This window comes from Acetobacter sp. A11-2, from assembly GCF_040208445.1.
GTDB lineage: Bacteria > Pseudomonadota > Alphaproteobacteria > Acetobacterales > Acetobacteraceae > Acetobacter > Acetobacter oryzoeni.
This window is the reverse complement of sequence record NZ_CP157843.1, coordinates 2,429,547-2,449,528: the sequence shown is the minus strand read 5'-3', so window position 1 is coordinate 2,449,528 and position 19,982 is coordinate 2,429,547. Positions and strand designations below refer to the sequence as shown.

General features: G+C 57.4%; 16 protein-coding genes. 7 read left to right on the top strand and 9 right to left on the bottom strand.

All coding sequences use genetic code 11. The features are described from left to right. The first annotated feature begins 258 nt into the window (after positions 1-258). From ABNV41_RS11955 to ABNV41_RS11935, 5 genes are all read left to right on the top strand, one after another. Positions 259-1,953, top strand: coding sequence for a thiamine pyrophosphate-dependent enzyme (locus tag ABNV41_RS11955; RefSeq protein WP_087651751.1), 1,695 nt, complete (start codon positions 259-261; stop codon positions 1,951-1,953). A 31-nt stretch (positions 1,954-1,984) separates the two neighbouring features. After that, entirely contained in the window at positions 1,985-2,728 is a 744-nt protein-coding gene (locus ABNV41_RS11950; protein WP_050819191.1) for a (Fe-S)-binding protein, read from the top strand. Then, on the top strand, positions 2,725-4,128 hold the full coding sequence (locus tag ABNV41_RS11945) for a lactate utilization protein B (RefSeq protein WP_003624973.1): 1,404 nt from the start codon (positions 2,725-2,727) through the stop codon (positions 4,126-4,128). The genes ABNV41_RS11950 and ABNV41_RS11945 overlap by 4 nt, the downstream gene beginning before the upstream one ends. Further along, positions 4,125-4,715 carry an LUD domain-containing protein gene (locus ABNV41_RS11940; protein ID WP_003624971.1) on the top strand — a complete coding sequence of 197 codons (591 nt, stop codon included), beginning with the start codon at positions 4,125-4,127 and terminating at the stop codon, positions 4,713-4,715. The genes ABNV41_RS11945 and ABNV41_RS11940 overlap by 4 nt, the downstream gene beginning before the upstream one ends. A gap of 191 nt (positions 4,716-4,906) precedes the next feature. Then, positions 4,907-5,911: a multidrug resistance efflux transporter family protein gene (locus ABNV41_RS11935; RefSeq protein WP_050819192.1), complete on the top strand. Its 1,005-nt coding sequence runs from the start codon at positions 4,907-4,909 to the stop codon at positions 5,909-5,911. Positions 5,912-5,975: 64 nt separating this feature from the next. Here ABNV41_RS11935 and murA read toward each other — a convergent pair whose 3' ends face one another. The 9 genes from murA to dxs all read right to left on the bottom strand — a co-directional run bounded on the left by murA (position 5,976) and on the right by dxs (position 16,704). After that, the gene (murA, locus tag ABNV41_RS11930) at positions 5,976-7,238 is read right to left on the bottom strand and encodes a UDP-N-acetylglucosamine 1-carboxyvinyltransferase (protein WP_003624966.1); all 1,263 of its coding nucleotides are present in this window, start codon (positions 7,236-7,238) and stop codon (positions 5,976-5,978) included. 8 nt (positions 7,239-7,246) lie between these two features. Further along, positions 7,247-7,801, bottom strand: a complete 555-nt coding sequence (gene dcd, locus ABNV41_RS11925; RefSeq protein WP_012812446.1) for a dCTP deaminase — start codon at positions 7,799-7,801, stop codon at positions 7,247-7,249. Then, positions 7,792-8,022 carry a hypothetical protein gene (locus tag ABNV41_RS11920; protein WP_003624963.1) on the bottom strand — a complete coding sequence of 77 codons (231 nt, stop codon included), beginning with the start codon at positions 8,020-8,022 and terminating at the stop codon, positions 7,792-7,794. The genes dcd and ABNV41_RS11920 overlap by 10 nt, the downstream gene beginning before the upstream one ends. A 106-nt stretch (positions 8,023-8,128) precedes the next feature. Next, positions 8,129-9,934 (bottom strand): carbohydrate porin, encoded by a 1,806-nt coding sequence (locus ABNV41_RS11915; RefSeq protein ID WP_050819193.1) that lies wholly within the window; start codon positions 9,932-9,934, stop codon positions 8,129-8,131. 288 nt (positions 9,935-10,222) lie between these two features. Further along, positions 10,223-11,110 (bottom strand): hopanoid biosynthesis-associated protein HpnK, encoded by an 888-nt coding sequence (hpnK, locus tag ABNV41_RS11910; protein ID WP_003630033.1) that lies wholly within the window; start codon positions 11,108-11,110, stop codon positions 10,223-10,225. A 99-nt stretch (positions 11,111-11,209) separates the two neighbouring features. Next, positions 11,210-12,640 carry a hopanoid biosynthesis associated radical SAM protein HpnJ gene (gene hpnJ, locus ABNV41_RS11905; protein WP_019088455.1) on the bottom strand — a complete coding sequence of 477 codons (1,431 nt, stop codon included), beginning with the start codon at positions 12,638-12,640 and terminating at the stop codon, positions 11,210-11,212. Positions 12,641-12,773: 133 nt separating this feature from the next. Beyond that, a complete protein-coding gene (hpnI, locus tag ABNV41_RS11900; RefSeq protein ID WP_349934765.1) occupies positions 12,774-13,943 on the bottom strand; it encodes a bacteriohopanetetrol glucosamine biosynthesis glycosyltransferase HpnI in 1,170 nt (389 codons plus the stop codon). 76 nt (positions 13,944-14,019) lie between these two features. Next, the gene (locus ABNV41_RS11895; RefSeq protein WP_050819195.1) at positions 14,020-14,673 is read right to left on the bottom strand and encodes an ABC transporter substrate-binding protein; all 654 of its coding nucleotides are present in this window, start codon (positions 14,671-14,673) and stop codon (positions 14,020-14,022) included. Positions 14,674-14,676: 3 nt separating this feature from the next. Beyond that, positions 14,677-16,704, bottom strand: a complete 2,028-nt coding sequence (dxs, locus tag ABNV41_RS11890) for a 1-deoxy-D-xylulose-5-phosphate synthase (protein ID WP_087651752.1) — start codon at positions 16,702-16,704, stop codon at positions 14,677-14,679. Between the two features lie 423 nt (positions 16,705-17,127). On the opposite strand from dxs, the gene hpnH reads away from it, so the two are divergent. Both hpnH and ABNV41_RS11880 read left to right on the top strand, forming a co-directional pair. Beyond that, entirely contained in the window at positions 17,128-18,339 is a 1,212-nt protein-coding gene (hpnH, locus tag ABNV41_RS11885) for an adenosyl-hopene transferase HpnH (RefSeq protein ID WP_050819197.1), read from the top strand. Between the two features lie 160 nt (positions 18,340-18,499). Continuing rightward, positions 18,500-19,882: a hemolysin family protein gene (locus tag ABNV41_RS11880; RefSeq protein ID WP_080986744.1), complete on the top strand. Its 1,383-nt coding sequence runs from the start codon at positions 18,500-18,502 to the stop codon at positions 19,880-19,882. Positions 19,883-19,982: the final 100 nt, after the last annotated feature.

Sequence of the window (19,982 nt, the reverse complement as noted above, 5' to 3'; positions counted from 1 at the left end):
TTGTTATAACAAGCGGCGTAGCAGTTCAGGCTGCCAGAAAAGGCAGCACAGCATGACAGAAATTTGGGCTAGCAAAGCAGATGTTACCGTTCTGCCTTATTGTGAATTCCCCTGCATATTTCTGCCAGTCTATCAGGGTAGGGGAATGAACAAATCCTTTCAGTCGTGCAAAGTGTATATACAGTTGGGCAATGGCGCAGTGTGCCAATGCGCAGGCTGTGCACACTTGCCAAAACGGCAGAATAGGGGGCAGGCGTAATGGCAGTAACATCTGTAGAAACAGCAGGCGGCAAAACCCGGCGCGGTGCAGCGGTTTTGCTGGAAGTGCTGCGGAGCGAAGGGGTTGAATACATATTCGGCAACCCCGGCACTACGGAACTGCCGCTGATAGATGCCCTGCTGGAAGTGCCCAACGTGCATTACGTGTTGGGCCTTCAGGAAGCCAGCGTGGTGGCCATGGCAGATGGTTACGCGCAGGCCGCCCGCAAACCGGGCTTTCTTAACCTGCATACGGCAGGTGGTTTGGGCCACGGTATGGGCAATCTGCTCAATGCCAGTGTTTCGCAAACCCCATTGGTGGTGACTGCCGGGCAGCAGGATTCCCGCCACACCATTTCTGATCCGCTTCTGTTTGGTGATCTGGTGCAGATTGCCCGCCCCGCCGTAAAATGGGCGCAGGAAGTGGCCCATGCAGATCAGCTTCCTGTTTTATTGCGCCGCGCTTTTCATGATTCCACCGCAGCCCCCACAGGGCCGGTGTTTCTGTCACTCCCCATGGATGTGATGGAAGAAATGAGCAGCGTGGATATTGGTGAGCCCTCCAATATCAACCGTCAGGCCGTGGCGGGCGGGCTGCCAGAACTGGCGCAAGCTCTTACAGCCCTGCGCCCCGGCAAGGTGGCCATTATTGCGGGGGATGAGGTGTATGCCTCGGATGCCGCAGATGAAGTGGCTGCTGTGGCAGAGTGTTTGGGTGCGCCGGTTTATGGCTCATCATGGCCATCGCGCATTCCGTTTGCCACGGCGCATCCGCTGTGGTGCGGCAACCTGCCCACACAGGCCACCGGTATTGCGGAAAAGCTGAGCGGATACGATGCCATTTTTGCATTGGGTGGCAAATCCCTCATTACCATTCTGTACACAGAAGGCCCGGCCCTGCCGCCATCCTGCGCAGTGTATCAGATGTCTTCCGATGTGCGGGATCTGGGGCGCACGTTCTGGACGCCGCTTTCCGTGGTGGGGGATATTCGAGCATCCTTGCAGGCGTTGTTGCCCATGTTGCAAAAGGCGGCAGCCCCGCAGCGTGCTGCCTATGCGGCATCGGGCCAGAAGGTGGCGGAAGCCCGGCGTGCACAGCGTGCGCAGGCTGTGGCAGAGGTATTGGCCCATCCGGCAGATGCCGTTATTTCCCCCCGCGTTGCAGCGTGGGAGACGGTGCGTGCCATTGGCCCGGATATTGCCATTGTGGATGAAGCCATTGCCACTTCATCCGATGTTCGGTTGTTTTTAGAAAGTGCATGGTCTGCCCAGTATTCCTTCCTGCGGGGGGGCGCGCTGGGCTGGGGCATGCCTGCGGCTGTTGGGGCCTCACTTGGCCTTGGGCGGGATAGAGTTGTCTCACTGGTGGGGGATGGGGCAGCCCTGTATTCCCCACAGGCTTTGTGGACAGCCGCACACGAAAAGCTGCCCGTTACTTTTGTTGTGATGAACAATCGCGAGTACAACGTGCTCAAGAACTTCATGCGGCAGCAAAACAACTATATCTCTGCGCAGGAGGGGACATATCCCGCCATGGATATTGTTGATCCACAAATAGACTATCAGGCTTTGGCCCGGTCCATGGGGGTGCCTTCCAGCAGAGTAACGCGGGCGGCAGATATTGCGCCCACGCTGGAAGCAGCATTAGCGACCGATGGCCCCACGCTTGTTGAAATTATGATTGCAGCGGGCTGAGAGTGTCTGGCTGCAAAAACCGGGGGTGCGTATGAAAATCGGGTTGTTTATTCCCTGTTACATAGATGCGTTTTATCCAAACGCAGGGGTTGCCACGCTGGAGCTGCTGGAAAAGCTGGGCCAGGATGTGGAATACCCCATGGAACAAACCTGCTGCGGCCAGCCAATGGCCAATTCAGGCTGTAACCGGGATGCTGCCTCTGCTGAGGCGCTGTTTGTCAAACTCTTTGCCAAATACGATGCCATTGTCATGCCGTCTGGCAGTTGCACCCACCATGTGCGGGACAACTTTGATGCCATTCCGCAAACGGATGAAGTGCGGCATGTGCGTGAAAACACCTTTGAACTGGTGGAATTTCTGCACGATGTGCTGAAGGTGCAAGATTTCCCTTGGGCGGAATTCCCGCACAAGGTGGGCCTGCATAACAGTTGCGGCACCCTGCGCGCCCTGCGTACGGCCAGCATGTCTGAACTGGGTGAGCCTTTCTTCTCCAAACCGATGGATCTGCTTTCCAAGGTGAAGGGTATTTCCTTCGCCCATCCCAAACGGCCAGATGAATGCTGCGGTTTTGGTGGCACCTTCTCGGTTACGGAAGAAGCCGTTTCCGCCAAAATGGGGGTGGATAAGGTAACCGATCACCATAATGCCGGGGCGGAATACATTGTTTCTGCCGATACGTCCTGCATGATGCACCAGCAAGGGTGTGCGGAACGGGCCGGGGTTCCCATCCGCTTCATTCACATTGCTGAAATTCTGAATGGAGCACGGGAATGAAGGTTAAACCAGTCAACCACGCCAAGGCGGCGGAAGAGTTCATTGAAGACGTTGCGCATGAAAGCTTTCATGACGAACGCCTGTGGGACCTGCGCCAGAAGCGTGATGAGCAGATGCACATTCTGCCGGAATGGCAGGAACTGCGCACCCGTGCCTCCCAGATCAAGGAACACACGCTGGCCAACCTGCCCGAATATCTGGAGCAGTTTGAGGCCAACGCCAAAAAGAACGGCATTCATGTTCACTGGGCAGCCGATGGTGCGGAGCATAACCGCATAGTTGGCGAAATTCTGGAAAAACACGGCGCCAAATCGCTTATCAAAAGTAAGTCGATGGTGACCGAAGAATGCCAGATGCGCGAATATCTGGAACCACGCGGCGTTACGGTAACCGAGACAGACCTTGGTGAACGTATCCAGCAGCTTGATAACCAGATGCCCAGCCACATTGTGGTGCCAGCCGTACACAAGCTGATACCAGACGTGGCCAAGATTTTTGCCGAGCACTATCACACAGACCCGAACGACAACAGCGCGCAGTCTCTGGCATGGCAGCAGCGTCTGGCCGCGCGCCCGGTCATTCTGTCAGCCGATGCGGGCATGACAGGCGGCAACTTTGTTGTGGCCGAAACAGGCTCCTTCGTTGTCTGCACCAATGAAGGCAATGCGGACCTAAGCGCTACGGTGCCGGGCCTGCATATTGCCACGATCGGGATCGAACGCCTTGTGCCGCGTATGGCGGATATGGGTGTGTTTATCCGCCTGCTTTCCCGCAGTGCGCTGGGCTCTCCCATTACGCAGTACACCACGCACTTCCGTGGCCCGCAAAAGGGCAGCGAAATGCACGTGGTGCTGGTGGATAATGGCCGCTCCCACCGCCTTGGCATGCAGGATTTCTGGACATCGCTGAAGTGTATCCGCTGCGGTGCGTGTATGAACACCTGCCCGGTGTATCGTCGTTCCGGTGGTCTGTCCTACGGTGCCGTGTATTCTGGCCCGATTGGCGCAATTATTGACCCCACCTTTAACGAGCGCAAATACAGCACGCTGCCGTTTGCTTCCACCATGAACGGAAGCTGCACCAATGTGTGCCCGGTCAAGATCAACATTCACGAGCAGCTGTATAAATGGCGGCGCGTGCTGGCCGAACATCATGAACTGCCGTTTGTAAAACGTGAGATCATGCACATGGCTGGCAAGCTTATGGGCCAGCCCAAGCTGTACCGTGCAGCCATTAACGGTACGGAAGTGGCGCTGAGCACCATGCCACGTTTTGTGCTGTATAACTGGCTGAACCCGTGGGGCAAGCACCGTGAACTGCCGCACCCCGTCAAAACCACCTTCAACAGCTGGTACAAGAAAAACCGCCTGAACAAGCAGAAGGAAGGGGAAAAAGCATGAGCTCGCGTGATGCCATTCTAGCCCGTTTGCGGGATAACCGCCCAGACCCCAACGCCCATCCGCTGCCCCCCGTTGCCAAGCTGGGGGATATGGATGCAGGCAAGGCGCGTTTTGAAAACAGCCTGCAAATTATTGGTGGCCAGGTTCTGGAACGGCAGGAAAACGATACGCTGGCAACAGCTATTGCCCGCACCTTTCCGGATTCCAAGGTGATCTGCTCTGCCGTGCCGGATTTTGAAGGCACAATTCGGATTGAAGATCTGGATTCCCCACAGCAGGCGGCCTCGGTGGATGTGCTGGTGGTGCGCTCACCTTTCGGCATTGCCGAAATGGGCTCCATCTATCTGAGCGAAGCGCAGTTGAATAACCTGAACTCCGCAGCGCATCTCACGCAGCATATTGTGGTCATTCTTTCCCCCAAGAATCTGACCGCAAACATGCACACCGCCTATATGGACCGCCCCGAGTTCCATACCGCCAATTACGGTGTGCTGATGAGCGGACCTTCTGCCACGGCAGATATTCAGGGTGTTCTGGTGCGTGGTGCACAGGGCGTGCGCACGCTTTCCGTGTGGTGGGAAGACTAAACCCTACCAGCCTGAAAAGAGCGTTTCTTCAAAAGCCGGAGCGGGGCATCAGCCTGCTCCGGCTTTTTTGTATGTGCGCAGCAGGCGGTGTGCTCTTGTATTATTCGTTAACACATCGCACAGAATAAAGGGCAGGCTTTGCCTGTGCATGGTTGCAAAGTGTGGTGTGAGGATAAAACAGGGGCGCAGATATGGTGGAGAAAAACACAGCAGCAGCGCCCATTCTGGCAGGCGCAGGCATACAGCATGGTGGCACGGGGGCGCCTCGGCTTATCGGGTTGGGGCTGGTGGCCTCGGCGTTGTTTTCCGTCACCTTTGTGCTTAATCGCTTTATCAGCCTGCATGGCGGGCACTGGGTGTGGAGTGCCGCACTCCGGTATATTGAAACCGCTTTGCTGCTGTTGGCGTGGGGCTTTGTGGCCAAAGGCGCGCGCTGGGTGGAGGCAATCTGGCACCTGTTCTGGCAAAAGCTGCGCTTCTGGCTGGTGGCAGGAGGCATTGGGTATGGTGCCTTTTACGCGTGCTGCTGCTTTGCGGCCAATCATGCGCCCGGCTGGATAGTTGCGGCCACATGGCAAAGCACCATTCTGGCCACGCCTGTGGTGCTATGGGCTTTTGGTGGCAAGGTGCCCTTACGCGGTGTGGCGTTTCTGGTGCTAATTTTTGCCGGTATCGTTATTCTCAATGCAGGGCGGCTGCAATCTGGTGTGCCATTGGCACAAATTGCCTCTGGCGTGGTGCCGTTGCTGGTGGCGGCGTTCTGTTACCCAATTGGCAACCAGTTGCTTAATCGGTTCCGGCATCAGGCCGGGCCACACGCTGCACTGTTGCAAGATCCACTGGCCGCTGTTTTGTTAATGACACTTGGCGCCCTGCCGTTTTTTGCGGGGCTTTTGTTACTGGTGCGCCCCCCATTGCCAGATATGGGGCAGATAACATCCACGGGCCTGATTGCGCTGTTTGCAGGCTGCTTGGCCACGCCACTATTTACCTATGCCCGCAACCTTTCATCAGATCCGTATCTGATTGCCGCCGTGGACGCCACACAGGCGGGAGAGGTTGGGTTTACATTGGCGGGTGAAGCCCTGCTGCTTGGCAGTGTTTCACTGGGAATGGCAGATTACGTGGGTCTTATGGCTGTTATGGGTGGCCTGATTGGCTTTGCCGTAAGCGAGGAAACTGCGCCTGAAGCCTGAATACAAAAACGGGTGGGAGCATTGCTGCCACCACCCGTTTTAAAACGCTATGCTGTAGCAGGGTTTAGTCCCGCACACGCTCAATCTGTGCGCCACAGGCGGCCAGCTTGCGTTCCACAGCCTCATATCCCCGGTCTAGGTGATACACGCGGCTGAGAATGGTTTCACCATGCGCGGCAAGCCCTGCCAGAATGAGCGAGAAAGATGCCCGCAGATCGGTCGCCATAACAGGTGCGCCAGAAAGGCTGTGCACACCGCGGATAATGGCGGAAGACCCATGCACGTTAATGCGTGCGCCCATGCGGTTAAGCTCCGGCACATGCATGAAACGGTTTTCAAAAATGGTTTCCGTAATCATGGAGGCCCCTTCGGCCACAGAAAGCAGCGCCATGAACTGGGCCTGCATATCTGTGGGGAAGCCCGGGTAGGGTTCTGTCATAATATCAATGCCACGCAGCGCACCGGTGCGGCGCACGCGCATGGCATTGCCTTCCTGCGTCACTTCCACGCCGGTTTCTTCCAGCGCGCGCACCACAGCACCCAGATGGTCCACATGTCCATCAATCAGGCGCAGATCACCCCCCGTAATGGCGGCGGCGCAGGCATAGGTGCCGCATTCAATGCGGTCTGGCATAATGCGGTGGTGGGCCCCGTGCAAGGCTTCTACGCCATCAATGGTAATGGTGCCGGTGCCCGCGCCAGAAATACGTGCGCCCATGGCGTTCAGGCAGTTGGCCAGATCCACCATTTCCGGCTCACGCGCGGCATTCACAATTTCCGTGCGCCCTTTGGCAAGGGTGGCGGCCATCATGATGTTTTCCGTAGCCCCAACAGAGGCAAACGGCAGAATAACCCGCTCGCCCTTTAGCCCCTTGGGGGCCTTGGCGTTGATGTAGCCGTTTTCCAGCGTAATTTCTGCGCCCAGAGTTTCCAGCCCCCGAAGGTGCATATCTACCGGGCGCGTGCCAATGGCACACCCACCGGGAAGGGAAACGCGAGCTTCATGGCAGCGGGCCAGCAGGGGCCCAAGCACCAGAATGGAGGCACGCATTTTGGAAACAATGTCATACGGTGCTTCGGTGTTGGTAATGTCACCGCCAACGGAAATGGTAGAGCCATCACCGTTTACGTCTTCCACTTCCAACCCATGCTGGCGCAGCAGGGCGCGCATGGTGCCAATATCTGCAATGCGCGGCACGTTGGAAAGCACCAGCCGTTCAGATGTCAGCAGCCCGGCCACCAGCAGTTTCAGGCCTGCGTTCTTGGCGCCGCCAATGGTAATTTCGCCGTGCAGGGGGCGTCCGCCCCGGATGATGAAACGATCCATGGTCTTTCTTACATCCGCGGGGTGGCAACGCCACGCTGGCCCATATACTTGCCGGCACGGTCTGCGTAGCTGACTTCACACGGGCTTTCACCCTTAAAGAACAGGAACTGGCAGATGCCTTCATTGGCATAAATGCGGGCGGGCAGGGGGGTGGTGTTGCTGATCTCGATCGTCACCTGTCCTTCCCATTCCGGTTCCAGCGGGGTGACGTTGACGATAATGCCGCAGCGCGCATAGGTGGATTTGCCCAAACACACCACCAGTACATCCCGCGGGATACGGAAGTATTCAATAGTATGTGCCAGCACAAAGCTGTTGGGCGGAATAATGCACACATCGGCCCGGCGGGAAACAAAGCCATCCGGGCTGAAGTTTTTGGGGTCCACAATGGCGTTGTTTACATCCGTAAAAATACGGAAATCATCTGCCACGCGGGCATCATACCCGTAGGAGGAAAGACCGTAGGAAATAACGCCTTCGCGCTTCTGGTTTTCCACAAACGGTTCAATCATGCCGTGGTCCTGAGCCATCTGGCGGATCCATGTATCTGGCATCACGGGCATGTCTTGTCTTCTCCGGTAGGGTGGCGGTTTTGTGCGCCGGGTTCAGAACTGGTGGGGGTGGCAGAATCTGTTGAGTCCTGCCGGGTGCGTGCCTGTTCCTTGCGGCGGCGCAAATTGGCACGCAGCGCCGCAGCCTGCCGGGCCATACGCTCGGCGCGGGCAGCTTCCGCTTTAGAGGAAAGGCGGGGGCCGGAAGATGTGTTTTCGGGCGTATCAGTCATGCCGGTATGCAGCAGGCCAGTCGCGTAGGTTGAACGTTCGACAGGCTGACTAGCAGAGGCAGCCCGCCCTGACTAGGGCAGACTGCATGCGTATGGGCAAAACCTGCTAGAGGTTGGCAATAACCTTAAGGCCCATCATGCCCGCATTGCGGATTTTATGTGTTTCACCGGGGTGGATCATGTACTGGAACTCTGGCTGAACCAGCAGGCCGGGCAGGGCATCAATACCGTAATAGGCCTCAATCACGTCAGACGAATGCTGCACGCCATACACACCACTTGGCAGGCCGTATCCGCCATCCAGCGCGAGCTGTTCACTCTGCCGCCGCCGGTTGCTGACCTTGTACCATGAAAACATCATGCCCAGACGGTCCGTCATGCGAGAGGGAATCACCCCTACAAGGGAGATACCGCCGTACAACTGGTCAGACACATTCACGGCGCGCGGGGTCACATGGATGTAGCCGCCCATCAGGTAGCCACCGGCCATCATGTTACGGCCACCAAGGCGGTACACCATCTGGTCTGCTTCCAGCCAGAACATGTCAGACGGGGCAGAGCGTGCGCCGGGCACCTGTGCGGCAACGGCACTTGGCAGGGCCGAGCCAATTTTATCGGCATAGCGCGTGGTATCATGCGCGTAGCCCAGCACGTAATGCCCCGGCAGGCGGTTGCGTGTTAAAAACGGCTGCCACGTAAATTCGATGGGCAGGGAAATACCGGTGGCGTGTTCCGCGCCCCATGCCCAGCCGGAGGGGTTCTCGTTCAACGCGCCCACAGAATACGCGCCAATCTGGATAGCCGTATCCCATGTGGGGCGGAAGCGGATGCGCGCCCCCCATGTGGCTTTTGGATACACGCTCATGCCCGGATTCTGTTTGATGGCCACAGGCGCAGAACACGTCACCATGAACGAGCAGAGCAGAGGCGATGTTGCAAACACATGGGTGAGCGACATACGCCCGAAAATGACATCGAGCGTGTTGTTGCGGAATTTCTTTTCAGCATACAGGTCCACCAAGTGGGCCACCACGTTGCCGGAAAGAGAATACACTTCCTGCAAGCCAACGTAGGATTCGCCCACGCGCGGGCCCTGAATGGCCTTGCCCGCACGTTCCATCACCAATGTATGCACAGACCACCCGCCCAGTCTGGGGTCCATTTTGCCCAGATCGAAAATGGCCTGAAGGGTGAGTTCGTGCACATAACTGGTGCCTTTTTCCCCCGGTCGGCCACCGGCAAACAGGCCGTTGGCTTCGCCCTTATAGGTGAAGGAAAAGGTAAAGCCTTTTTCGCGCAGCCGGTTTCGGAATGGGCTGAGCTGCGGAATAAGCGCGCCAGACCCCGCCGTGGGCACGTAGTACGGATCATTCAGATCCGTATCTCGCAGTGCATCCAGGCTGGGGGGCAACATGCGTGAAGGGCCTTCTGTAGCCAGAATGGAATCCAGTTCCACCTTATGAAAGGCTGAGGCATCGCCCGATGGGCCTACAGGCTGCACGCTCATGGTGGCCATACCGGGAAACGGCAGAACAGGCACACCGCTGGGCGGGATAGGCGTGTTGGGTGGCCGCCGAATGGCGTTAAGATCCGGGCCGAGGGATTCTGCATCCAGCGGGCGGCCTGCCTGCGCGGGGCCTGCGTGTACCTTGTTATCTCCGGGCGTTACAATTGCATCGGATACAGGTGCCACGGCCGTTTGGGCCGTAAGCGGAGATGTGGTGGTGCTTTGCGCCTGTGCCGCATTGTGTGCGCCAACAGGCAATACAACAGCCGCGCAACCTGCAAGCAGCGCAGAAAGGGCGGTAGAAAATGCACGCCCGGGCATATCATGCTCCGCTTTATGGCGGCATGTTTTTGAAAAAGTCATTCCGCTTCCCGCAAAATCATGAGTGTCGGAAATGTTGACCACAATGCTGATAAGGAAAAAGCTCCGCAGAGCTTGCCTGTCTGTTTAAGGCAGCATGGTGAGCCAGCGCAGATAGGTGGACAATTCACCTTTTAGCGCAAAGGCAGCGGATGAACGCAAAGCACGAGGGCTGAAGATGAAAGGCATGGGACAAACCATTATTGTTATTTTTGGTTGTTGGCCCCTCATCACAAACAGAAGCGCTGTGTGTGGTCAAGTTGGTATTTGTAATAATATTTCCTAAAACTGTATAAAAATGAAATAAAAGCCAATAACGGGATGCATTTTTTGTTATAACGGTAATTTTGCAACAGGTGGCACATTGTCCTGTGGCATTTCTAAATCCTGCCAGCCGCAAAGCTGCGCATGGGCATGTTCCAACCCGGCCCGAAAGCCCGGAGAACACAAAGCTTTGAACTCGGCTTCCTGCTCATAAGTTGGCATCAGCCTTTTCAGCAGGGCATTTTTATGTGTGGCGGGGTGGAAATAGATTTCAGAAACACCTTCGGGCAGATGCGCGGCCAGCGCGGCCACGCGGTCTGTTGTCATGTGGCCGCTCCATGCCAGCCCAAAGCACCAGTCATTTGTTTTCATGCCCGCAGCATGGGCCTGATGGCGCAAAAGGCTTGTCCAGCGGCGGAGGGCGGCATCACCCAGCGTGTCTGTATAGGTGCCAGCGGCGTAAAGGGGTTCGGGCGGTTCCAGCGGCACGCGCACAGCATTGAGCCCATAGCGTTTGCCAATGGTGACAAGCAGGTGCCCCACCGTGGGGTGCAGGTGCATGTGTTTGTGGGCATTGGCGTGGTCTAACCGCAGGCCAGTGCGGCGGAAGGCTTCAAACTGGGCGGTAATTTCGGCTTCCAGTTCTCTCCGTCCTTCAGGGCGGAAAAAGTAATCGACCCCCAAGCCAAATTGCGAGGATGAAAACCATCCATCGGGCTGGGTAATAAGCGGCAGGCTGGTATGGGGCAGAACAGCGGGGCCTTCTATCACCACAAGGTGCAGGCCAACATTAAGGGTAGGCAGGCGTTTGGCGCGTTCTATGGCGTCATCCACAGCCTCACCCGCAACCATAAGGCTGGCTGTTGAAAGCAGGCCATTGCGATGGGCAAGTTCGATTGCCTCATTCACTTCAACAGACATGCCGAAATCATCGGCAGAGATAATGGCGCGTTTCATAACAGAACCCCTGATCTTGCTCCGGCAGTATCTAGCACCGGCAGGGGGGAAATGTCATGGGCGGAGGCATTTTGCCCCCGCCCATGTGGCATGCGTAGGTTACGCAGCATCCTTACGGTTTTTAAGGAACTGGAAGAACTCCACACCTTCACGCAGGCGGCGCTTCATCATCTGCGGAGAACGCACCATTTCACCCAGGATGGAGGCAATCTTGGGCGCGCGGAAGTAGAACTTCTTGTAGAAGTCTTCCACACTGTTGAAGATTTCTGTGTGAGACAGGTGCGGGTAATGCAGCGGTGCAATCTGCACGCCGTTATCATCCAGCAGTTCTGCGTTGTTTTCATCCAGCCAGCCGTTTTCCGTGGCCTGCTTGTGCAGGGCCGTGCCCGGATACGGCGCCGCCAGAGAAACCTGCAACGTGTGCGGGTTGATTTCCTGCGCGAAGCGGATGGTTTCCTGAATGGTTTCCTTGGTTTCACCCGGCAGACCCAGAATGAAGGTGCCGTGAATTTTAATGCCAAGTTCGTGGCAGTTCTTGGTGAACTCACGCGCTACTTCAACGCGCATACCCTTCTTGATGTTATGAAGGATCTGCTGGTTGCCGCTTTCATACCCAACCAGAAGCAGGCGCAGGCCGTTGTCACGCAGCACTTTCAGTGTTTCGCGCGGCACATTGGCTTTTGCGTTACAAGACCACGTAACACCCAGCTTGCCCAGTTCACGCGCAATGGCTTCTGCACGCGGCAGGTCATCGGTGAAGGTGTCATCGTCAAAGAAGAACTCTTTCACCTGCGGGAAGTACTGCTTGGCCAGACGGATTTCAGCCGCAACGTGCTGCGGGCTGCGTGTGCGGTAGCGGTGGCCACCCACCGTTTGCGGCCACAGGCAGAACGTGCAGCGAGATTTACAGCCACGGCCCGTGTAGATGGAAATGTAGGGGTGCATGAGGTACCCGATAAAGTAGTCCTCAATACGCAGGTCCCGCTTGTACACTTCGGTCACGAAGGGCAGGCTGTCCATGTCTTCAATCATGGCGCGGTCACGGTTGGCAATAATTTCGCCATCCTTGTTGCGCCACGTAATGCCGTCTACATCCTTAAAATCACGGCCTTCGGCAATTTCCTTGATTGTGTAATCAAATTCATTGCGGGCCACAAAATCAATCGGCGCGCCTTTCAGCAGGCTTTCTTCTGGCTGAACGGCAACCTTGGCACCCACCATCCCGATTTTCAGGTTGGGGTTCACGTCTTTGAGCATCTGCGCCACTTCCACATCCTTGGCGAAGGATGGGGTGGAGGTGTGCAGAATAACCAGATCGCGGTTTTTAACGTCTTCCAGAATCGGTTCCATGCCAATGCCTGCGGGCGGGGCATCAATCAGGCGGCTGCCTTCAACCATTGCTGCAGGCTGGGCCAGCCATGTCGGATACCAGAAGGACTTGATTTCGCGCCGTGCCTGATAGCGCGAGCCTGCGCCACCATCAAAACCGTCAAAAGTCGGGGGCTGCAGGAAAAGTGTTCTCATCGTCATCGGTTTTTATCCTGACAAGGGCGTGAAGCGGTTGGAGCCGGCAAAAAAAGCGGTCTGCAAGGCTTCCATGGTCATTTAGCTGAGGGATTTACTCTGGGCTGTTAGCATAAGGCAAGTTTTGCGTGCGCCGGGCTTACTGTCTGGCGGAAAGACCACCAGATGAAGGGGGGCCAACCGGGTGTGGGGCCACATGCATGGTTTGCCCCCGCCAGTGCACTTCTGTGCCGGAAGCGCTGCCCACCATAATGGCGGCAGAAAGCCAGTCCCGCGCAGGCAAAAGCAGAAGCGGCCATAGCGGGCGAGACCCCACAGTGCGGTCTATCATCAACGCGGTAAGGCAGCGAAAGCCCCATACACCCCAGAAAAAAGGGAGTGTCCACGCAGCATGGGGCTGGAACAAGACCACCAATGTAGCCCAGAACAGTGGAAGCTGGATTGAAGAGGCCGCATAGCCCGCAGGTGCAAGCGTGCAGACTGTGCGGCCCCATCTGAGCTCATGCTTTAACAATTCTGTAAAATTGGATTCGGCAATAGTGGTCCATGTTAGGCAGTCGGCAATGGTAATATCCATGCCCAACTGGCGTACAAGGCGGCCTAGCAGTGCATCATCCGCCACATGTGGCAGCAGGGCTTCCAGCCCGCCCACCTGTTCCAGCGTTTCACGCCGCAGGGCCATGGTGGCGCCCAGACAGTCCTGCCGCCCCAGATAGCGCGAGAGAATGACGCCGGGCAAAAAGTTATGGTTGATCTGGCAGGCTGCCAGCATCTGCACCACAGTATGCTTGGCAGGTAGCCCGGCATACAGGGTGGTAACTAGCCCGGTGTTGGGTGTGTTCAGCTCAGCCACGATATGTTGAAGATAATCGGGGCTGACATGAATATCAGAATCGGAAATAACCAGAATATCGTGCTTGGCCTGCGGCAGGATATTCATAAGGTTGCTGATCTTGCGGTTTAGCCCGTGCAGCACGGGGTTCACCACCAAATCCATATCCAGTTCCGGGTGGCGTTCTTGCAGGCGGCGCACAATGGCTATGGCCGGATCATCTGCATCGCGCACGCCAAACAGAATCTGCACATGTGGGTAATCCTGCGTACAAAAGCTTTCCAGCGCTTCTTCCAACAGGGGTTCAGAGCCATAAAGTGGCTTTAAAACGGTAACCGGTGGGCTGTTTTCAAGAGCAACCGGCTTATGCTCCTTGCGGCGGAAACGGGCCAGAAGGCCCGCCCCCAAAGCAGATTGCACGCAGCCGGTAACAGCCAGTACCGCGCTGGCCGCAGCTAGAAACGGAAAGGCGGACATTACACCTCAACCGTTTTATGGCCCCGTGGGGGCGCTGGTTTCTTTCCGCTGCGGCGCACGATGCTGCTTCTCGCTCTTAATCTTTGGAGTAACTCTGAACCTTGCGGTTCAGCACGTTGATCAAACCCTGCACACCGCCAGAGTTCAGCGTGGAGCTGAAGTCAGACCGCTGGGCAGCTGCCTGGCTGATGCGGGAATCGCTCAGCAGCACATCGGTAATTTTCCATGCACCACCTTCGTTGTGCATGATGTAGCTTACAGCCGTGCCGGGCATGCTGTCATCAGACCCGATATGGGTTTCTACAATCTTGCCGCCGCCAGCAGGCGCATCCGTAACGGACGGAGAGATGGTAAAGCGTGCGCCAGAACCGGGCTTAAAGCTGGAGACATAGCGCGCAATGGTGAAGTTGCGGAAAGCTGCCAGCAGGTTCTGCTTGTCGCTCGGGCTCAGGCTGTCATAGCGCAGGCCAACAGAGGCTTTCAGCACGGCTTCAAGATCATAAGCCTGATCCACCGCACCAGCCACCATCTGGCTGCGTTCAGCAAAGCTGCTGTGCGCGCTCTGAACCTGATCCAACGCTTTGTACAGCGACTGGATAGGCGCGCTTACGGCACTTGCCGGAGCAGACTGGGCAAAAGCTGCCGGAGCGGAAATGCCAGCGCCAGCAACCGGAAGGAGGGCCATGGTCATACCAAACACAAGGCCTGCACGAATTGAAAAGCGTTTCATGGCTTAAGATTTTGTCCCGGTTGCGCGGTTTGGCAAGATCGCTTCAAGCATGTCACCGATGCCCAACGCGCTTAGAGCGGTTCCGACGATGTGTGGTGCGGAGAGGCCGGCCTCGGCGTATTGGGCGGCCTGGGTGTTATGGTCGATGAAGCGGTCTGGCAGGGTGAGGGGGCGGAAACGCACGTTATCGAGCAGGCCGGTGCGGGCCAGATGGTGCCCGACAAGGGAGCCAAAGCCACCTTCCGAACCTTCCTCAATGGTAATCAGCACGGCATGGTTGCGGGCCAGATTTTCCACCAGTTCCGTATCAAACGGCTTGGCAAAGCGGGCATCCGCCACGGTGGGCGGCAGGCCACGGGCGGCCAGCATGTCTGCGGCTTTCAGGCACTCGGCCAGACGCGGGCCAAGCGAGAGAATGGCCACGCCACCTTTTTCCGGCCCGGACTGCCCACCCATTTCACGGATGATGCGGCCTTTGCCAATTTCCAGCGGTGTGCCTTCTGCGGGCAGGTCCAGCCCAAGGCCACTGCCACGCGGGTAGCGCAGGGCAATCGGGCCTTCATCAAACAGGGCGGCGGTGGCCGTCATGTGCAGCAGTTCCAGCTCATCCGATGGGGCCATGATGGTCATGCCCGGCAGGCAGCCCAGATAGGCAATGTCGAAGGAGCCTGCATGGGTGGCGCCATCGGCGCCCACCAGTCCGGCGCGGTCAATGGCAAAGCGCACGGGCAGCTTTTGCAGCACCACATCGTGCATCACCTGGTCATAGGCGCGCTGGAGGAAGGTGGAATAGATGGCGCAGAACGGGCGCAGCCCTTCGGTGGCCATGCCGGCGGCAAAGGTTACGGCATGCTGCTCGGCAATGCCCACATCAAAAAACCGGTCCGGGTAGGCCTTGGCAAAGGCATCCAGCCCCGTGCCAGAAGGCATGGCGGCGGTAATGGCGGCAATCTTGTTATCGGTGGCCGCACGGCGTGTGAGCTCGCGGGAGAACACGGATGTGTAGCTTGGCGGGCCTGCGGGGCCTTTTTTCTGTTCACCGGTGACCACGTTGAACTTGGCAACGGCGTGATACTTGTCTCCGGCTTTTTCGGCCGGCTGATAGCCGTGGCCTTTTTCCGTGATGACATGCAGCATGATGGGGCCGTTATCCGTATCGCGCAGGTTGCGCAGGATAGAGACCAGCTGCGGCAGATCATGCCCATCCACGGGGCCAACGTAGTAAAAGCCCAGCTCTTCAAACAGCGTGCCGCCGGTAATCATGCCGCGGGCATATTCATCGGCCTTGCGGGCCGTGCGTTCCACAGGGGCGGGCAGTTTTTTCACAAACTTGCCAGCCAGTTCGCGCAGCCCCATGAACTTGCGGGAAGACATCAGGCGCGACAGGTAGTTCGACATGGCCCCCACAGGCGGGGCAATGGACATCTCGTTGTCGTTCAGGATGACAATCAGCCGTTCCGCACCGGGGCCGGCCACGGCGGCGTTGTTCATGGCCTCATACGCCATGCCGGCGGAAATGGAGCCATCGCCAATCACGGCAATCACATTGCGTTCGCGGTAGCTGGGGTCTTCCTCCGCCCGCAGGTGGTGGGCCACGGCCATGCCGAGTCCGGCGGAAATGGAGGTGGAGGAATGGGCTGCGCCAAACGGATCGTATTGGCTTTCTGCGCGGCGGGTAAAGCCGGACAGGCCGCCCGGCTGGCGCAGGGTGCGAATGCGGTCACGCCGGCCGGTCAGAATCTTGTGGGGGTAGGCCTGGTGGCCCACATCCCAGATCACCTTGTCATCTGGGGTATCAAACACCGCATGCAGGGCAACCGTCAGCTCCACAACACCCAAGGAAGCCCCAAGGTGCCCCCCTGTGGTGGAAACCGCGTCCACCGTTTCGGCCCGCAGTTCATCCGCAACCTGCTTGAGCTGCTCAACCGAGAGATTGCGCAGGTCCGCCGGATACTCAACCCGGTCCAGCGCAGGAAAACGCCCTAACGTCGGAATCGGTGAAGGCGCGCTCTTGTCCTGAGAACTGTCCATGCGATCGTTTCCATCTTTTTGTTGCGGGCTGCTGTCTGGTATCTGGGCGGATGACGCAACCCGGAGTGTGTCTTACGCCGCGTTTGCATGCCGACAGACATCGCGATCCGATGGCATGTGGTTTAATATTTCACGCAAGAACGCAAGTATTGAAACAAAACAAGCCGGCGAATGTGGCCTTTTTGCAACAGGACTGTGAAAACACTTGAGCTTGACAAACCACACAACATATATGCAGGCCAATGTCTTCTTTCATGCGTGGCCGCGTAACGCGTGTATTCAGTATTCTGTCTGACCACCTGATGGTTCAGGGCGGAAATACTTGCCGCGGGTAACACGGCCGCGTTTCTTGTTACACACTGAACTGACCAAGTTCTTTCCAGTCACGATACGGGCGTAAGTGATGCGCCGGAGCGGGGGTTTATGGCCGTACCGATAATGCAGGCCGTCAGGGTCGGCAAATATGTCGTCACACAGCATCTCAAGAAGCGGAAGCGTTATCCGCTTGTGCTGATGCTTGAGCCGCTTTTCCGCTGCAATCTGGCATGCGCAGGTTGCGGGAAGATCGACTACCCGGCTGCCATTCTCAACCAGCGCATGACCGTGCAGGAATGCATGGATGCGGATGCCGAAGCAGGCGCGCCCGTTGTGGCTGTGGCCGGCGGTGAACCGCTGCTGCACAAGGAAATGCCGCAGATTATCCGCGGTTTGATTGCGCGTAAGAAATACGTTTACCTGTGCACGAACGCCCTGCTGCTTGAAAAGAAGATGGATGAATATGAACCATCCCCCTTCTTCTCTTGGGATGTGCATCTGGATGGTGACAAAACCATGCACGATTCCTCCGTCTGTCAGGATGGGGTGTATGAACGTGCCGTGGCCGCCATCAAGAAGGCCAAGGAACGTGGGTTCCGCGTTTCCATCAACTGCACCCTGTTTGATGGCGCAGACCCGCAGCGCGTTGCCAATTTCTTTGATGAAGTGATGGCAATGGGCGTGGACGGAATCATGACCGCACCGGGTTATGCCTACGAACGCGCACCGGATCAGGAACACTTCCTGAACCGCCAGAAAACCAAGCAGCTGTTCCGCGATATCTTCCGTTTGGGCAAAGGCCACAAATGGCGGTTTACGCAGTCTCCGCTGTTCCTGAACTTCCTGGCGGGGAACGAGCAGTACCACTGCACGCCGTGGGGTAAGCCGCTGCGTAACGTGTTTGGCTGGCAGCGCCCGTGCTATCTGCTGGGTGAAGGCTATGCCAAGTCCTTCCGTGAGCTGATGGACGACACGAAGTGGGATGATTACGGCACCGGTAACTACGAAAAATGCGCTGACTGCATGGTGCATTCCGGTTACGAATCCACCGCTGTTATGGATGCCGTGCGTCGGCCTTGGCACATTGCCAAAGTGGCGCTGTTTGGCCCAGAAACAGAAAAGCCAATGGCCCCGGAAATCTCGCTGGCCAACCAGCGCCCGGCCCAGTACGTCTTCTCCAAACAGGTGGAAGAACAGATGGAAGCCATTGCCGCACGCAAGCCTGCAAAGGCCCCACGTGTGAAGGTGATTCGCACAGCCGAAGGCGCGAACGATGCCCCGGCAGCAAAGCCAGCAGTAGAAGCCACTGCGGCAGACTGATCGGGCCTTCCGAATCGGGTTTTAAAAAGGGGCGGTTCCCGCAAGGGGCCGCTCTTTTTTTGTCTTTCCCCTTCAAAACATACCGAATTGGTCCGCTTTATCTGGAAGGCAGGCATACGGTTGCCGCATAAGGCAATCAGCGTTCCCGTATGGCCTAGCTGTGGCTTTGGGGGAAATCATCCCCTATTCTGCCCGCCAGAAACCCGCCACGCGGGTACCCTACACAGAGGGCATATCGTTTTTCATGGCACTTTCCATTCTTGTCATTTTCTTTCTGGTGTTGCTGAACGCCGTGTTCGCCATGGGGGAACTTGCGCTTATTTCCGTGCGTATTCCCCGTTTGGCCATGTTGCAGGAACAAGGCGTGCGCGGGGCCGAACGGGCCATGCGCCTAGCGGAAGATCCCCAAATCTTCCTGCCCACGGTGCAGGTGGGCATGACACTGGTTTCCATTCTGGAAGGCACATTTGGTGGGGTGCAGATAGAAGCGCACCTTACCCCCATGCTGGAGCGTATTCCGGCCATTAAACCCATTGCGCCCCAGCTTTCCATGATTGTGGTGGTGGTGCTGATTACGGCCATCATGCTGGTGCTGGGTGAGCTTGTGCCCAAGCAGCTGGCCCTGCGTGAGCCAGAAAGAGTGGCGGCCCGTCTGGCCATGCCGCTGGAACTTCTGGCCAATGCTACCCGCCCTGTGGTGTGGCTGCTGCGCCAATCTTCCAACATCGTGCTGCGGCTGATGGGCGCGGCAGATGCCGTAAACCAGACGCTGACGGAAGAAGAACTGAAAGCCTACATTGCCGAAGGCGCACGATTGGGCGTTCTGGAGCATGAAGAACGCACCATGATCGAACGCCTGCTGCGTCTGGCGGACAGGCCCGTGCGTGCCATCATGACCCCCAGAAACGAACTGGTGTGGATAGACCGCCATGCCGGGCGCGAGGCACTGGTGCAGGCGCTCAAGCAAACCACTTATGCACGCCTTGTGGTGTGCGAGGGTGGGGTGGATAACCCGGTGGGCGTGGTTCTGGCCAAGGATATGCTGGACCGTGTTCTGGACGGCATGCCGGCTTCCATAGAGGCCGGTTTGCGCCCGATGGTGGTGGTGCCAGACAGTATTTCCGCACTGGATATGCTGGAACGCATGCGGAGCATCCCGCTGGGCATGGCCTTTGTGTTTGATGAATACGGGGCGTTTGAAGGCATTGTTACGGCGTCTGACCTGTTTGACGCCATTGTGGGTGAAACCTCGCACGAGCCTCAAAAACTCACGCGCCTGCATACAGAACCGGCCCCCGATGCCGTGCTGATGCTGGATGGCACGGAATCCGCCGATGAAGTGAAGGACCGTCTGGCCCTGAAAACCCTGCCAGAAGAAGGCAGCTATCATACGTTGGGTGGGCTTATTCTGGCCCTTCTGCGCCGTGTGCCAGCTGTGGGTGACAAGGTGGCTTACGAAGGCTGGTTGTTCGAGGTGCTGGAAATGGAAGGCCGCCGTGTTTCCCGCGTGCGGGCCAGCAGGCAGCCTCTGGCAGAAAACTGAACAAAGCTACATGGGGCAGGCGTTTGGCCTGCCCACAGGCCACAAAAAAGGGGCGCAGCCGGTTAAAGCTGCGCCCCTTTTTATATGCGATAAGCCGGCT

Coding starts and splice junctions, on each gene's coding strand:
- ABNV41_RS11955 (WP_087651751.1), top strand. CDS start 259: ATGGCAGTAACATCTGTAGAAACAGCAGGCGGCAAAACCCGGCGCGGT.
- hpnH (WP_050819197.1), top strand. CDS start 17,128: ATGGCCGTACCGATAATGCAGGCCGTCAGGGTCGGCAAATATGTCGTC.
- ABNV41_RS11920 (WP_003624963.1), bottom strand. CDS start 8,022: ATGACTGATACGCCCGAAAACACATCTTCCGGCCCCCGCCTTTCCTCT.
- murA (WP_003624966.1), bottom strand. CDS start 7,238: ATGGATCGTTTCATCATCCGGGGCGGACGCCCCCTGCACGGCGAAATT.
- hpnK (WP_003630033.1), bottom strand. CDS start 11,110: ATGAAACGCGCCATTATCTCTGCCGATGATTTCGGCATGTCTGTTGAA.
- ABNV41_RS11935 (WP_050819192.1), top strand. CDS start 4,907: ATGGTGGAGAAAAACACAGCAGCAGCGCCCATTCTGGCAGGCGCAGGC.
- hpnJ (WP_019088455.1), bottom strand. CDS start 12,640: ATGACGATGAGAACACTTTTCCTGCAGCCCCCGACTTTTGACGGTTTT.
- dcd (WP_012812446.1), bottom strand. CDS start 7,801: ATGCCCGTGATGCCAGATACATGGATCCGCCAGATGGCTCAGGACCAC.
- ABNV41_RS11940 (WP_003624971.1), top strand. CDS start 4,125: ATGAGCTCGCGTGATGCCATTCTAGCCCGTTTGCGGGATAACCGCCCA.
- ABNV41_RS11945 (WP_003624973.1), top strand. CDS start 2,725: ATGAAGGTTAAACCAGTCAACCACGCCAAGGCGGCGGAAGAGTTCATT.
- ABNV41_RS11950 (WP_050819191.1), top strand. CDS start 1,985: ATGAAAATCGGGTTGTTTATTCCCTGTTACATAGATGCGTTTTATCCA.
- dxs (WP_087651752.1), bottom strand. CDS start 16,704: ATGGACAGTTCTCAGGACAAGAGCGCGCCTTCACCGATTCCGACGTTA.
- ABNV41_RS11895 (WP_050819195.1), bottom strand. CDS start 14,673: ATGAAACGCTTTTCAATTCGTGCAGGCCTTGTGTTTGGTATGACCATG.
- hpnI (WP_349934765.1), bottom strand. CDS start 13,943: ATGTCCGCCTTTCCGTTTCTAGCTGCGGCCAGCGCGGTACTGGCTGTT.